This window comes from Bacillus sp. P4_E1 (assembly GCF_056401715.1).
This window is the reverse complement of the sequence record NZ_JBFUIV010000001.1, coordinates 397,592-411,709: the sequence shown is the minus strand read 5'-3', so window position 1 is coordinate 411,709 and position 14,118 is coordinate 397,592. Positions and strand designations below refer to the sequence as shown.

The 14,118-nt window shown below is 34.6% G+C and carries 14 protein-coding genes and 1 pseudogene; 12 read left to right on the top strand and 3 right to left on the bottom strand.

Translation table 11 applies throughout. The features are described 5' to 3' along the window. Positions 1–79: 79 nt before the first annotated feature. Complete coding sequence (locus AC1DS7_RS01975) at positions 80–301, top strand: hypothetical protein (protein WP_002012623.1); 222 nt, start codon at positions 80–82, stop codon at positions 299–301. A 707-nt stretch (positions 302–1,008) separates the two neighbouring features. Then, complete coding sequence (locus AC1DS7_RS01970; protein WP_002085766.1) at positions 1,009–1,344, top strand: YolD-like family protein; 336 nt, start codon at positions 1,009–1,011, stop codon at positions 1,342–1,344. 285 nt (positions 1,345–1,629) lie between these two features. Here the strand turns inward: AC1DS7_RS01970 and gerPF are convergent, their stop codons facing one another. Further along, entirely contained in the window at positions 1,630–1,845 is a 216-nt protein-coding gene (gerPF, locus tag AC1DS7_RS01965) for a spore germination protein GerPF (protein WP_001141569.1), read from the bottom strand. Positions 1,846–2,057: 212 nt separating this feature from the next. Between gerPF and AC1DS7_RS01960 the strand changes: the two genes are divergently transcribed. From AC1DS7_RS01960 to AC1DS7_RS01945, 4 genes are all read left to right on the top strand, one after another. Beyond that, positions 2,058–2,396 carry a hypothetical protein gene (locus tag AC1DS7_RS01960; protein WP_002031841.1) on the top strand — a complete coding sequence of 113 codons (339 nt, stop codon included), beginning with the start codon at positions 2,058–2,060 and terminating at the stop codon, positions 2,394–2,396. A gap of 325 nt (positions 2,397–2,721) precedes the next feature. Continuing rightward, positions 2,722–3,432, top strand: coding sequence for an SDR family oxidoreductase (locus AC1DS7_RS01955; protein ID WP_002085764.1), 711 nt, complete (start codon positions 2,722–2,724; stop codon positions 3,430–3,432). Positions 3,433–3,590: 158 nt separating this feature from the next. Further along, on the top strand, positions 3,591–4,250 hold the full coding sequence (locus AC1DS7_RS01950; protein WP_002035373.1) for a DUF6944 family repetitive protein: 660 nt from the start codon (positions 3,591–3,593) through the stop codon (positions 4,248–4,250). A gap of 300 nt (positions 4,251–4,550) precedes the next feature. After that, positions 4,551–4,763, top strand: a complete 213-nt coding sequence (locus tag AC1DS7_RS01945; protein ID WP_002085763.1) for a YqaE/Pmp3 family membrane protein — start codon at positions 4,551–4,553, stop codon at positions 4,761–4,763. A gap of 67 nt (positions 4,764–4,830) precedes the next feature. On the opposite strand, the gene AC1DS7_RS01940 is transcribed toward AC1DS7_RS01945, so the two are convergent. Then, the gene (locus tag AC1DS7_RS01940) at positions 4,831–5,040 is read right to left on the bottom strand and encodes a KTSC domain-containing protein (protein WP_002085762.1); all 210 of its coding nucleotides are present in this window, start codon (positions 5,038–5,040) and stop codon (positions 4,831–4,833) included. 466 nt (positions 5,041–5,506) lie between these two features. Between AC1DS7_RS01940 and AC1DS7_RS01935 the strand changes: the two genes are divergently transcribed. Further along, positions 5,507–8,026 carry a PBP1A family penicillin-binding protein gene (locus AC1DS7_RS01935; RefSeq protein ID WP_012260900.1) on the top strand — a complete coding sequence of 840 codons (2,520 nt, stop codon included), beginning with the start codon at positions 5,507–5,509 and terminating at the stop codon, positions 8,024–8,026. A gap of 82 nt (positions 8,027–8,108) precedes the next feature. Here the strand turns inward: AC1DS7_RS01935 and AC1DS7_RS01930 are convergent, their stop codons facing one another. After that, positions 8,109–8,387: a hypothetical protein gene (locus tag AC1DS7_RS01930; RefSeq protein WP_002085760.1), complete on the bottom strand. Its 279-nt coding sequence runs from the start codon at positions 8,385–8,387 to the stop codon at positions 8,109–8,111. Positions 8,388–8,621: 234 nt separating this feature from the next. Here AC1DS7_RS01930 and AC1DS7_RS01925 point away from each other — a divergent pair, with 234 nt between their 5' ends. The 5 genes and pseudogenes from AC1DS7_RS01925 to prpB all read left to right on the top strand — a co-directional run bounded on the left by AC1DS7_RS01925 (position 8,622) and on the right by prpB (position 14,053). After that, a complete protein-coding gene (locus AC1DS7_RS01925; protein WP_016094095.1) occupies positions 8,622–9,767 on the top strand; it encodes an MFS transporter in 1,146 nt (381 codons plus the stop codon). Between the two features lie 15 nt (positions 9,768–9,782). After that, positions 9,783–10,054, top strand: a pseudogene (locus AC1DS7_RS01920) (HesB/YadR/YfhF family protein). A gap of 415 nt (positions 10,055–10,469) precedes the next feature. Further along, positions 10,470–11,591, top strand: coding sequence for a citrate synthase (gene mmgD, locus AC1DS7_RS01915; protein WP_002127276.1), 1,122 nt, complete (start codon positions 10,470–10,472; stop codon positions 11,589–11,591). 98 nt (positions 11,592–11,689) lie between these two features. After that, positions 11,690–13,126, top strand: a complete 1,437-nt coding sequence (prpD, locus tag AC1DS7_RS01910; protein ID WP_476998741.1) for a 2-methylcitrate dehydratase — start codon at positions 11,690–11,692, stop codon at positions 13,124–13,126. A gap of 18 nt (positions 13,127–13,144) precedes the next feature. Further along, positions 13,145–14,053 carry a methylisocitrate lyase gene (gene prpB, locus AC1DS7_RS01905; protein WP_476998740.1) on the top strand — a complete coding sequence of 303 codons (909 nt, stop codon included), beginning with the start codon at positions 13,145–13,147 and terminating at the stop codon, positions 14,051–14,053. Positions 14,054–14,118: the final 65 nt, after the last annotated feature.

Here is a 14,118-nt window from a genome sequence, read left to right as displayed (position 1 = left end):
TTATTAGCCTTCACTTTATTAAAATAGGATGAATATTTTTATATTTACTAGATTATTAAATTAATTTGGGGGAGAATATATGAAAGTTATTTTTAAGAGAGAAGGCGGAGGGAAAATTTTTGAATCATCTAATGAAAATATAAGCGTTCTATTAGCTGTATTAAAAGAAACAAAAGGGATAAAGATTGGGATGGTTGAGTATGAAGTATTAGAATATAAACTGGAATATTATCGGAATCCGAAAAAAACAGAAACAGAGAGAGAATTACATATTATAATGCAACCCAAGCATATTCAATAAAGAAAGTGAAAAATTGATGAGTGTGAATCTTACTGCCTACAAATAGCAGGATAAATGGTAGTAATTGTCGATATGTATGAAACTTATGAGGAATGAATTGTTTTACATCATAAGTTTCTAAAGCTTTGTGAGTTCGTTCATAATAAAAGTGTATGCTTTTGTTGAAGGATGGTTAATGAGATATAGCTGAAATTTGTATTCCAGAAAGAACGTTAGTTAGGATAGAAAAGTAAAATTAGAAATATAATTAGTTCAATAAAAGCGGCTTCACATTAGGTGGAGTCGCTTTTATTGTTGCTACACGTATTCTATGATGCGATAGGAAGTGCAAAGAAATTTGATTAATAAAAGGGAGTAATAAATGAGTATGAATAAACTTCATATATTAAAGTTGCATTTTGTTTGAAAAATTTACATGTTGCACTTCCGTAAGAACGTTCGTTCGTGTATAATTAGAACGAATGTTCTTTCGAAGTGGAGATGTCTACAAATTCATAAATAGTTTTGAATTGGAAAGCTACGCTACGTATAAATAAGAGATGGATAAAGAATGAAGCGATAAGGCTTCTAACCGCAAGGGCTGCGGAGATAGCCTAATAAATTAGAGTTCGATAGAACTCTTTACTTAGGAATCCCCCACTTCTAAACGAAGTGAAAGTGGGGTAGTTCAAGAATGGATAGATATAGAAAATTGAGGAGTAAAGAAAATGAATTATGTAAAGATACAGGAAAAAGGAAGAGAGTGGGTTCCGTTTACAGTAATGTCGGAACAATTATTAAGTATGAAAAAAATTATTGGAGAGAAATTAAAAGTCCAAAGACCGCTAATAACAAATGAAGCGAAAGACAGCATTTCAGACAAATTATTAACTTCATTATTGTCTGAAGAAGAGATGTTAGTGACATATTTTGAAGAAGGATACATACTTACGAGTTATATGACAGTGGTTCATATAAATCCAATTCAACAAATTGTAAAATGTACAGATGCATTTTATAAAACATATATATTTTCTGCAATGGACATAATTGATGTAACCTAAAAGAAGCTGAATTTTGAAGTTTAGCTTCTTTAATTTATCTAGCTATTTACGGACAGGCAGATTCACACCTCAAAATTCGGCTGTGAGTCAGGCTACCTGTTAAAACCTAATTTTTTGAAGAGGTGAAGAACTAAATGAAAAAGAAGCTAGCTACAAGCTAGCTGCTTAGTCCCAGGGAAAGGGAGAAAAAGATTGGCACTCAAAAAATCAATGATAGCTGTGTATCAGCCTGAGTATAGTATAGACAAATTTTAAAATGTTATACAAAAATGATTACAGATCTGGTTAGGCCGTACCAACTTGGTTTTGATCTGCTAGATCAGAATCAAATGTATTAGTCGCGCTAACCCCACTAAAAGTGTTCACTACGAAACCAACGTTAGATGCGCCAGAGCCGTTATAAGCTTTCGTATTCTCTTTTGGAGAAACATTGTAGAAATCACCTAAGTTGAAAGATCCGTTACTATTTTGTACAACTAAATTCCCAACAACTGAGGGCATAATTTTCACCTGCTTTATAAGTAATTGTTTGCATTACTATATGAAGGTATAGTCTAATTGGTTCATTTGACAAATATTCCGGAATAGAAAAATGTTTGAAGCTTTGTTTAATCAATCGAGCAAAAAGTATGTTAAAATTAATGAAGAGCTGAATTTTAAAAAGAATAAATTCGAATAATTAATATATATGGAATTAAAGGAGGCGAAATGTAATGGATAATGTTATAAAAACAGTGGATTTAACAGATGCAGAATCAAGTAAACTTATTGCTTATATTTATAGTAATGATGTCACATTGATCGAAAAAGCATTTTGTCCTAATGAAATAAAATTAAAGTTTAATGAAATAGCAATTTTATCGGCAATTAAAACCGCATATATTACGAAAGTATCTATAAGGAAAGAACTTGAAGCAATTTTTCACGATACAGGCGTTTTATTAGTAAAGCAAAATGTTGAAAGGAATAGTATTCAATCTATAACAATGCATTTTGAGCAATTTAAAAAGTTGCAAAATGAGATTGAGAATTTAAATAAAAGTATGTTATAAGACTAGGTGGAAATTTATTGATAGAGGTGGGCTCTGTTAAGTTGAAAAAGTGGATTGAAAAGTATTTGGATAAATCGAACCGTAAACATAAATATACTTTCATTAAGGTGTAACCTATATTTATCGATGTGAGAAATGTAGGGAATAGAAGATACAATTTAAAAATAATAACGATACAAACAAAAAGAGTAACTATGATGGTTACTCTTTTTGTTTGTAATATGTAATATCAAAAATACTTCTAAAGTATGAAATGAATTGATACTTAAGTGAGAAGTTGAATAAGAATAAAAAGAGTAATATTAATGGAAAGGAGGAGATGAAGTTGGAGCGAAACGACATTGGGAAACTTGTAATTATTACTGGAGTAACGCAAGGGTTAGGACGTGCAATGGTTGATAGGTTTCATGAATTGGGGTGGAACATAGCAGGGTGTGGACGCTCAAAAAATAAAATTGAAGAGCTTAATAAATATTACGGTGCTTCACATGATTTTCAAATAATTGATGTTTCAAATCATCACCAAGTTAGTAAATGGGCAAGTCGTATTCTTAATAAGTATAGGGCTCCCGATATGTTAATAAATAATGCATCGATTGTTAATCAAAATGCACCTCTATGGAAAGTTACCGCACAAGAATTTGAAAGTGTAATGAGTGTAAATGTGAACGGGGTAGTAAATGTCATTAGGGCGTTCGTCCCGGCGATGATAGCTAGGAAAGAAGGAATTATTATTAACATGAGCTCTAGTTGGGGAAGAGAAGGCGAGGCTGAACTTGCGCCATATTGTGCCTCGAAGTTTGCTGTTGAAGGTATCACGCAGTCAATGGCAATGGAACTGCCAAATGGTATGGCAGTAGTTGCTTTAGATCCAGGTGGCAGTATTAGCACTCCAATGCTTCACTTATGTGCACCTCAATATGTAAAAGAATCTCCTACACCTGAAATGTGGTCACATAAAGCAATTCATTATATATTAAATATATCAATAGATAAAAACGGTGAGTCATTGACATGTCCGGCATACATTCATTGAGAAACTCCTTGTCAAAAAGAGCGCCTGAAAGGTGCTTTTTTGTATTATTAGTACATTATGTGATGCACAAAATTACATATGAAAAATAGAATAATGAATTAAAGGTGATATTTGTTTGTTTTGAATGTACTAGAAAATTTAAATATAGGTGATGGGAAATGAACCTACGCGATTTAGAATTGACAGGTGCCTGGTTTCAAGTAGGAGGAAATCTTATAGCAGCAATTGGAACAACTAGAGGGTTTGCAGGGGAAGAAAAGATTGAGTCGGATCTCGTAATTGTAGGGAGTTCATTACAAGCTCTCGGATATATATTACAAATTATAGCAACTAATGATGCGAAAGATGAAGATAAATGTGAGAAGCAAGAGGTAACTATAGATAATAAAAATAAAGCGCTAGCGAAAACGGGGATTGAGTTATTAGCTTTAGGTAATATTTCAAATGTAATAGGAACGTATTTTAATCTCAATGAACAAATGAAAGAAAATGATTTCCTTATAATTACTGGAAATAGTTTGCAATCAATTGGCGCTTTTTTAGGAGTAGAAGTAGCATTGAATGAGATAAATGGAATACAGTGGATTATCGTATTAGGGAATTCAATGCAAAGTTTAGGTGCGGGATTACAAGCATATGAAGGTATTAAAAATATACCAAAAGAAGAAAAGGGAAAAGAAGACAGTAATATAGATAAAGAAGATCAACGTATAATAGGGCTAATAGGTATTTGGATACAGGCGATAGGTACTGTAATTTCAGCAATTGGATTAACCGAAATAGTAGAGGAACAACGATTGGAATCTAAGAAAAGGTGATGAAATACTCATTTCAATGAAGTTTGGAGTATTTCAATTTTAGAAGTAGGACAAGATGGATGTGTTAATTGTTTTTGTAGGCTTTTTCATATAGGCGTAGAATATACATATAAACGAACAGGTGAAAATAACTTGTTAACGTTAGTGAGAGGTTCCTCATTTAGTTATACTATTATATGTGATTTTTGTAATGATGAGTTCTTATATACGCTTTTAGAAATAACATGATTTCATAGGTTTGATAGTGTAGGAGATGGATGGGGAAGAATCGAAAAATAAACATTAAGGAGTTTTTCAGACATGATGTACTTATTAGCAATTTTACTTCCGCCGGTAGCTGTTTTATTTTGCGGAAAGCCGTTTCAAGCGATTATTAATTTCATTTTAACCTTAATTTTTTGGGTTCCAGGAGCGATACACGCAGTTCTTGTCGTACATGATAAAAAAGCCGACAGGCGACTTAAAAAACAAGTTCAAGCGTATGATGAAATTAATAAAAGAAATAGAAGGTAAATTGCGATTGACATACAAAAAAGAAAGGGGATTTGATTCGCCTTTCTTTTTTGTATGCCAATCAAGTTTAAATTTTAGTATAGCGGTAAGAATTTTTAATATAAGTATTATGATAATAACTTTTAGAGTGTGCATTTAATAAACCGGTGTAAATGCTTTCTGGCACATTAAAGAAATCATACATACCATTCTTTAGTTGAATACGTAAAATCATAGAAAAAGGATTATAGCCAACAGCAACTAATTTTTTTGAAATAACGGGAGATAGCTTCATCATTACGCAACTCCTTATTTTTCATTTTAGATGGTTTCTTGTAGAGAAGGGGATTGTCGTGTTGAAATCCTAATAATTAAAGGAGTATTATACTTATATGCAATATATTAAATGTTTGTTATACGTAATTATAAGGAAGTTCACACGAAGTACATATCGTTGTGCTATTTTTATTTCACCTTTGATTTATAAATAAGAAAATATTGACCATTTGAAAAAAAGGTATATTATTTATACGAGGTATTAAAAATTCACTTCTTACATTCTATGCTTTAAGGGGCAGTATTATTAGAAAAAATAGAAGTGAAAATAGTTTGTATAAGAAGTATTCTAAAATGTATAATCTGTGAATTGGGAAAATATTGAATGCTCCAGGTCAATATACTTTCTTGATTAAATGTATTTGGGAAAGTGACCTCAATATTTTCAAGTAAATCAACGGGAGAATTGAAAGGCAGGAGAAAGTAACATGTCAGAAAATTATCGTTCTCGAGAGGAGCGACGACAAGTTCAAAAGAAAAAACAGCCAGCTTCTAAAAAAACAAAACCAAAAGGTAAAACATCGTTTTTTCGTAAATTTTTAATCAGTTGTTTACTACTTGGTATTGTAGGTTTAGTGGCAGGGGTTGCTACCTTTTTCGTAATGATTAAGGATGCACCAAAACTTGAGAAAGCAAAACTTGTTAATCCGTTATCCTCAAAAATTTATGATAAAGACGGGAATTTGGTATATGAATATGGGAAAGAAAAGCGGACGAATGTTACGTATGATCAAATCCCAAAATTAGTAGAAAATGCATTTTTAGCAACAGAAGATTCGCGTTTTTATGAGCATAGCGGAGTAGATTTTAAAGGTACTGCTCGTGCAGTTTTAGTTAGTCTTAAGGGAGATTATGGCTCTCAAGGTGGTAGTACGATAACGCAGCAAGTTATTAAAAACTACTTCTTATCGATGGAAAAAACGTCAAAACGTAAGGTTCAGGAAATATATTTAGCGTATAAGCTAGAACAACAATATTCAAAACATGAAATATTAGAGATGTATTTAAATAAAATTAATTTAGGAAACCGTTCATATGGAATCGCAACAGCAGCACAAAACTACTACGGTAAAGAATTGAAAGATTTAACATTACCAGAAGTTGCGATGCTAGCTGGCTTACCAAAAGCACCGAATAACTATGACCCAACGAAAAAAGAAAATGTTCAAAGGGCAACAGAAAGAAGAAATACTGTACTAAACTTAATGAATAGACATGGTTATATTACAAAGGCAGAAATGGAAGAAGCATCGAAAGTACCAGTGGATAAAAATATTAAGAGTGCAGCTGAACTACAAGCGATGCCATATACTGCATTTATGGATGCAGTAGTGAAAGAAGTAGAAAAGGAAATACCAGATGTTAATATTGGATCTGATGGTTTAGAAATTTATACAACATTGGATCCAAAAGCACAGAAATTAGCTGATAATATTTTGAATACAAATATTATTAATTATCCAAATGATAAATTCCAAGGTGCTTTCACATTTATGGATACGAAAACTGGAGAAGTTCGCGCTATAGGTAGTGGGCGCGGTGAAAATAAAGCAGTATTTAAAGGGCATAATATGGCGATTGAATTAGATCGTGCAGCTGGTTCAACGATGAAACCAATTTTTGATTACGCTCCTGCAATTGAATATTTAAAATGGGCTACGTATCATCAAATTGATGACTCTCCATTTAAGTATTCAACTGGCCAAGAAGTTAGAAATGCAGATAGAAGTCATTTAGGGCCAATCTCAATGCGTGAAGCACTAACAAAGTCACGTAATATCCCAGCTATTAAAACAGCTAAAGAGGTAGGTATTAGTAAATCGAAAGAGTTCTCTGAGAAATTAGGTATTACATTTAATGTAGCACCGACAGAATCAACAGCGATCGGTACAAATGAAGCGTCACCAACTGAAATTGCAGGTGCTTATGCGGCATTTGGGAATGACGGTAAGTATACGAAGCCGCATTTTGTTAAGAAAGTAGTTTATCCAGACGGCAAGTCACAAAGTTTTGGACAAAAACCAAAATCAGTTATGGCGGATTCTACAGCATATATGATTACTGATATGCTTCGTTCTGTAGTTACATCAGGTACTGGTACATCGGCAAATGTGGCCTCTTTAGATGTAGCTGGTAAAACAGGTACAACTAACTATTCTTCAAAACAACTAGCACAATATGGAATTCCAGAAAGTGCAACTCGTGATAGTTGGTTTGCAGGATATACACCGCAATATACGATGGCAGTATGGACTGGATATACGAAAGATGGTAAAGACGAGTATATTAGTAGTAAAAATACGAAAATTGCACAGTTGATCTTTAAAGAAATGATGAGCGAGATGGCTACAGATAAATCACGCTTTAAAATGCCAAGTAGTGTTATTCAAGAAGGTAGTGAATTGCGTATAAAAGGTGAAAAACGTGATTCATCTCCAAATACTAGCGTACCGGATACAACGGAACAACCAAAACAAGATCAACAGCAAAAAACTGAAGAAGAGAAAAATCAAGAGGAATTAAAGAAACAGGAAGAACTTAAGAAACAAGAAGAGCAAAAGAAACAAGATGAACTTAAGAAGCAAGAAGAGCAAAAGAAGCAAGAAGAGCAAAAGAAACAAGATGAACAGAATAAGCAAAATGAACAAAACAATGGAAATGGTCAAGGAACTCCAAATCCACCAACTAATGGAGGTGACCAAGGAACTCCAAATCCACCAACCACTGGAGGTGGCCAAGGAACTCCAAATCCACCAACCACTGGAGGTGGTCAAGGAACTCCAAATCCGCCAACCACTGGAGGTGGCCAAGGAACTCCAAATCCACCAACCACTGGAGGTGGTCAAGGAACTCCAAATCCACCAACCACTGGAGGTGGCCAAGAAACTCCAACCCCACCAACTACTGGCGGGAACACAGGAGAGGCTCCTTCCAATAATGGACAATAAATAATGCATTTTAAAAGCACCGAAGGTACCGGGAAAAACGGTTTCTTTGGTGCTTTTTGTATTATAAAGAGTAATATTATTTTTAAATATTAAAAGTACCATAGAAATTTTGAAAGTAAATTGATGGGAAATGATAAAAAATTTGAGTTGGCGGTATTGGATAACTAGGGCCATAAAAAGTAGTACTACTCGGGTGTGTACCATGATGCCAAAATGAAGGGGTGACTTGGTCAGTCGATTGATATTGTTGCCAAGCGGCAGGAAGTTCGATACCAACATCAGAACTAGCTGTATGAACGACAGGAACATGTATTGAGGGAGCTGATGGGACAACGGCGGTTATTCTTGGTGATACCCACATGAAAACGATCACTCCTAAGTTTAATAATAAAATAGTATATTCTTCTAAAACCTATAAAGGTACATATATAGGTTTTTTGCTTAAAACATAGGCATAAAGTCGTAAGACCAACTTAAATTGATGGTAGACCATCTATTATGAAAAGATACGTCTATTAGCGGAGGGCAAGGGAACATGAAAAATATACAATTGATGTGTTGATTGTATATTTTACGTGTTTATGGAGGGATTTTAATGGAACGATTATGGACGAAATCATTTATACAAATGACTATCGCGATGTTATTTTTATTTACGGGGTTTTATTTACTTGTTCCAACGCTCCCGCTCTTTATTAAAGAGATTGGTGGAAATGAATCGCAAGTTGGACTGATGATGGGAATGTTTACAATAGCGGCAGTTGTAATACGACCGATTATTGGAGGTATGTTAGATCAATATGGTAGAAGATCTTTTATTATTTTCGGACTCATATTTTTTGGGATAACGATGTATTCTTATAATTTAGCATCGACTATTGTCCTTTTAGCTGTTTTACGCGTTATTCACGGAGTGACGTGGGCTGTTTCTACAACAGCAGTTGGAACAGCGATAACTGATATTATTCCAGATTCACGTCGTGGTGAAGGGATGGGCTGGTATGGCATGGCGATGACAATCGCGATGGCAATTGGCCCGATGATTGGATTATGGGTTGTACAAAATTATTCATTTCATGGTCTATTCTTGTTAGCAACTCTTTTATCCTTTATGGCAGTCGTATTATCGTTAATAACGAAAATGCCATTCACGCCACAAAAAGAAAAAGGGAAAATTCAGCTGTTTGAAAAATCCGTTTTATCAATAACGGTTGTTGTTTTCTTTTTATCATTTGCATATGGAGGAATAACAACATTTTTACCGTTATTCGCGTCATCAATTGATGTGAATCCTGGGACATTCTTTCTTGTATATGCAATTGCTTTAACAATTGTACGACCTATTTCAGGAAAACTATTAGATAAGTATGGAGAAGTTTTTATCATACTTCCGGCACTATGTATTACTATTTTAGCGATAGTTGTACTAACGATTTCAAATGGTTTGATAGGTGTAATGATTGCAGCGGCATTATATGGTGTTGGATTCGGTTCAGCACAGCCCGCTTTACAAGCAGCGATGCTGACAATTGTTGATCCTAGTAAAAGAGGAGTTGCTAACGCTTCATTCTTTACCGCTTTTGATTTAGGGATTGGATTAGGTGCGATTTTACTTGGAGTTGTTTCACAAATGTTTGGTTACCGTATTTTATTCGCAGGTAGTGCAATTTCAGGATTAATAGCTTTAATTATATTTGTCATTTTTGTAAAACAACGATTAGGCAAAAAAGATTTTGCGTAAACAGGAAGAGCAAAGATGAAAATTTCAATTGAACATGATGCTCGACGATGCTTTAAGGAAGAATTGCGTATAAAGCATGATGAATCTATTTGATGTATTGTAAGGTACGGAGGAAATAGCTCAATTCAGCCCGGATATTCTTTAGGGATTGTTTCTGAGAAATTAGTTCGGGAAATAGTGTCAGTTGAGAAAGACGGTAGTTTATTTTTATAGATTTTGATGATCTTTCGTACTTTTAAAACTATGAATTAGTTGTAAGCTATCGTAAAGAAACGGAAGAAATTTAATTTAATTATGTAAAATAATAATTTTATTAAAAATAAATAAATTTTATATAAGAATTATATTTATGGGAATATGAAATAAATATTATAAAAAACCGAGCTGTGCATGAGTGCAGCTCGGTTTTTTATGTTTGTTGAAGAAAAAGGGATTAAAGGTATATTTAGTGGGATTATATGGATAATTGTTATATTTCGTTTTAAAAAATTGTAAAAGGATGTCTGTCCTTTCTTTATAAAAGGTGAAAGTTATTTTTGAAAAATTGTATTATTACATCGGTAAAAGTATAGGAAACTTATCATTATAAAATAAATTGAAATCTTCTAAAAACTCTGATACATTGAAATAGAAATGTAGTTTCATATTATTGTAAAGGCTTACAGTTATGTGCACGAAGATCTATTAGGATTGGAGGAAATAATGATGAAAGCTGAAGAAAAATTTTCCCCGGGATTAGATGGTGTAGTAGCAGCGGAAACGAAAATTTCGTTTCTTGACACAGTAAAAGGTGAAATTGTAATTCAAGGGTATGATTTAATCGAACTCTCAAAAACAAAAGAGTATTTAGACATTGTGCACCTTTTATTAGAAGAACGTTTACCGAATGAGGATGAGAAAGCAACAATTGAAAAGAAATTAAAAGAAGAATATGCAGTGCCAGAAGGTGTATTCAATGTTCTAAAGGCATTGCCTAAGGAAACGCATCCTATGGATGGGCTACGTACAGGTGTGTCTGCATTAGCTGGTTACGATAGTGATATCGAAAACCGCTCGTTAGAAGTGAATAAAAGTCGAGGATACAAGCTTTTAAGTAAAGTGCCAAATATTGTAGCGAATAGCTACCATATTTTAAATAATGAGGAACCAATTGAGCCTCTTCAAGAATTGTCATATAGTGCGAATTTCTTCTATATGTTAACTGGAAAGAAACCAACTGAACTTGAAGAGAAAATCTTTGATCGTTCCCTTGTTTTATATAGTGAACATGAAATGCCAAACTCTACATTTACAGCACGCGTTATTGCATCAACGCAATCCGACTTATACGGCGCTTTAACAGGAGCAGTTGCATCCTTAAAAGGAAGTCTTCATGGCGGTGCGAATGAAGCGGTTATGTACATGCTTTTAGAAGCTGGTAATGTTGAGAAATTTGAAGAGTTATTACAGAAGAAACTATATAACAAAGAAAAAATTATGGGCTTTGGACACCGTGTTTATATGAAAAAGATGGATCCAAGAGCACTTATGATGAAGGAAGCATTAAAGCAGTTATGTGATGTGAAAGGCGATTATACACTATATGAAATGTGTGAAGCTGGAGAAAAAATTATGGAGAAGGAAAAAGGAATTTATCCGAATCTTGATTATTATGCTGCTCCAGTATATTGGATGCTTGGTATTCCAATTCAACTTTACACACCAATCTTCTTTAGTTCTAGAACAGTAGGGCTATGTGCACACGTAATTGAGCAACATGCGAACAATCGTTTGTTCCGTCCACGTGTAAATTATATTGGCGAGCGACATGCATTTAGTAAATAAAAACAACTGGGGAGTTGTTAGCGCCGCCCGCCAGATGGGTGTTTGACCGACACCCATCATTAATAATAACGAATTTTCGACAGAAAGGGAAGAATAGCATGATTAAAACAAATGAAATTAAACAAAAAGATGCATTATTAGAAGAAATTACGGACTATGTATTAAATAAAGAGGTTACAAGTGCAGAGGCATTCAGTACGGCTCGCTACGTATTACTTGATACACTTGGATGTGGAATTTTAGCACTACAATACCCAGAGTGTACGAAATTATTAGGACCAGTTGTACCAGGAACAATCGTGCCAAATGGTACACGTGTACCAGGAACATCTTATGTGCTAGATCCAGTAAAAGGCGCATTTAATATCGGATGTATGATCCGTTGGTTAGACTATAACGATACTTGGCTTGCAGCAGAGTGGGGACATCCATCTGATAACTTAGGCGGAATTTTAGCAGTTGCAGATTATATTAGCCGCGTTCGTATTTCAGAAGGAAAAGAACCATTAAAAGTACGTGAAGTACTAGAAATGATGATTAAAGCACATGAAATTCAAGGTGTACTTGCTTTAGAAAACAGTTTAAACCGTGTTGGTCTTGATCACGTATTATACGTAAAAGTAGCGACGACTGCAGTAGTTGCAAAAATGCTTGGCGGAACGCGTGAGGAAATCTTTAATGCATTATCACATGCGTGGATTGATAATTCTAGTCTTCGTACATATCGTCATGCTCCAAATACAGGTTCACGTAAATCATGGGCAGCAGGTGATGCGACGAGCCGCGGTGTTCATCTTGCAATGACTGCATTAAAAGGTGAAATGGGTTACCCAACGGCATTATCTGCACCAGGATGGGGATTCCAAGATGTGTTATTTAACAAGCAAGAATTAAAATTAGCAAGACCGCTAGAATCTTATGTAATGGAAAATGTATTATTCAAAGTGTCATTCCCAGCAGAATTCCATGCACAAACAGCTGCAGAATGCGCAGTGAAATTACATCCGGAACTTAAAGAAAGATTAGATGAAATTGATCGCATTACAATTACAACTCATGAGTCAGCAATTCGTATTATCGATAAAGAAGGTCCATTAAATAACCCAGCTGATCGCGATCACTGCTTACAATACATTACGGCAATAGGTTTATTAAAAGGAGATATCGTTGCGGATGATTATGAGGATGTAGTAGCGAATGATCTACGTGTAGATGAATTACGTAATAAGATGGTTGTTGTTGAAAACAAACAGTACAGTTTAGATTACCTTGACCCGAACAAGCGCTCAATCGCCAACGCTGTTCAAGTTCATTTTAAAGATGGTACTGTAACAGAAAATGTGGAATGTGAATACCCGCTTGGCCACCGTTTCCGTAGAGACGAAGCAATTCCAAAAGTTGTTCGAAAATTCACTGCAAATATGGCAGGTCATTATTCTAGTAAGCAACAAGAAAAAATCCATGAAGCTTGTCTAAATGAAGAAAAACTAGAAAATATGAATGTAAACGAATTTGTAGATCTATTCTTAATTTAATAATAGGGGGAATTTAGAATGGCTTGGGTTGTGAATAAACAGTCAACACAAGAGGAGCTTGCGAATCGCTTCCGAGCTTTAGTAGAAGCAAATGAAATTTTGCAAATTCCAGGTGCTCATGATGCAATGGCGGCTCTTGTTGCGAAAAACACAGGTTTTTCAGCTCTATATTTATCGGGAGCTGCTTACACTGCAAGTAAAGGACTACCAGATTTAGGAATCGTGACGTCTACTGAAGTAGCAGAGAGAGCAAGGGATCTAGTTAGAGCTACAGATTTACCAGTTCTTGTTGATATTGATACAGGATTTGGTGGAGTACTAAACGTAGCGAGAACAGCTGTAGAAATGGTGGAAGCGAAAGTTGTGGCTGTTCAGATTGAAGATCAACAATTACCAAAGAAATGTGGACATTTAAATGGTAAGAAACTTGTTACTACAGAAGAATTAGTTCAAAAAATTAAAGCGATTAAAGAAGTTGCGCCAAGTTTATATATTGTAGCACGCACAGATGCTCGCGGCGTGGAAGGATTAGATGCAGCGATTGAAAGAGCGAATGCATATGTAAAAGCAGGGGCAGATGCAATATTCCCAGAAGCGCTTCAATCGGAAGAAGAATTCCGTTTATTTACTAGCAAAGTGAATGCACCTTTACTAGCAAATATGACTGAGTTCGGAAAAACACCATATTATAGTGCAGAGGAATTTGCGAATATGGGCTTCCAAATGGTAATTTATCCTGTAACTTCACTTCGTGTTGCTGCAAAAGCATATGAGAATGTGTTTACGCTAATTAAGGAAACAGGTTCTCAAAAAGATGCACTTTCTAATATGCAAACGAGAAGTGAATTATATGAAACAATTTCATATCATGACTTTGAAGAGTTAGATACTGGAATTGCAAAAACAGTATTATCTGAAGATCAATAGGTAGAAGGATTTAGGCGATGAAAATACATCTTTGGCAAAACGAACTGCTTGATGTGAAAAATCAT

Excerpts from the sequence above, each read along its gene's own strand:
- AC1DS7_RS01960 (WP_002031841.1), top strand. The coding sequence starts at position 2,058 with ATGGATAATGTTATAAAAACAGTGGATTTAACAGATGCAGAATCAAGT.
- AC1DS7_RS01930 (WP_002085760.1), bottom strand. The coding sequence starts at position 8,387 with ATGTGGGTATCACCAAGAATAACCGCCGTTGTCCCATCAGCTCCCTCA.
- AC1DS7_RS01945 (WP_002085763.1), top strand. The coding sequence starts at position 4,551 with ATGATGTACTTATTAGCAATTTTACTTCCGCCGGTAGCTGTTTTATTT.
- AC1DS7_RS01925 (WP_016094095.1), top strand. The coding sequence starts at position 8,622 with ATGGAACGATTATGGACGAAATCATTTATACAAATGACTATCGCGATG.
- AC1DS7_RS01935 (WP_012260900.1), top strand. The coding sequence starts at position 5,507 with ATGTCAGAAAATTATCGTTCTCGAGAGGAGCGACGACAAGTTCAAAAG.
- AC1DS7_RS01975 (WP_002012623.1), top strand. The coding sequence starts at position 80 with ATGAAAGTTATTTTTAAGAGAGAAGGCGGAGGGAAAATTTTTGAATCA.
- prpB (WP_476998740.1), top strand. The coding sequence starts at position 13,145 with ATGGCTTGGGTTGTGAATAAACAGTCAACACAAGAGGAGCTTGCGAAT.
- AC1DS7_RS01970 (WP_002085766.1), top strand. The coding sequence starts at position 1,009 with ATGAATTATGTAAAGATACAGGAAAAAGGAAGAGAGTGGGTTCCGTTT.
- gerPF (WP_001141569.1), bottom strand. The coding sequence starts at position 1,845 with ATGCCCTCAGTTGTTGGGAATTTAGTTGTACAAAATAGTAACGGATCT.
- AC1DS7_RS01950 (WP_002035373.1), top strand. The coding sequence starts at position 3,591 with ATGAACCTACGCGATTTAGAATTGACAGGTGCCTGGTTTCAAGTAGGA.
- prpD (WP_476998741.1), top strand. The coding sequence starts at position 11,690 with ATGATTAAAACAAATGAAATTAAACAAAAAGATGCATTATTAGAAGAA.
- mmgD (WP_002127276.1), top strand. The coding sequence starts at position 10,470 with ATGATGAAAGCTGAAGAAAAATTTTCCCCGGGATTAGATGGTGTAGTA.
- AC1DS7_RS01940 (WP_002085762.1), bottom strand. The coding sequence starts at position 5,040 with ATGATGAAGCTATCTCCCGTTATTTCAAAAAAATTAGTTGCTGTTGGC.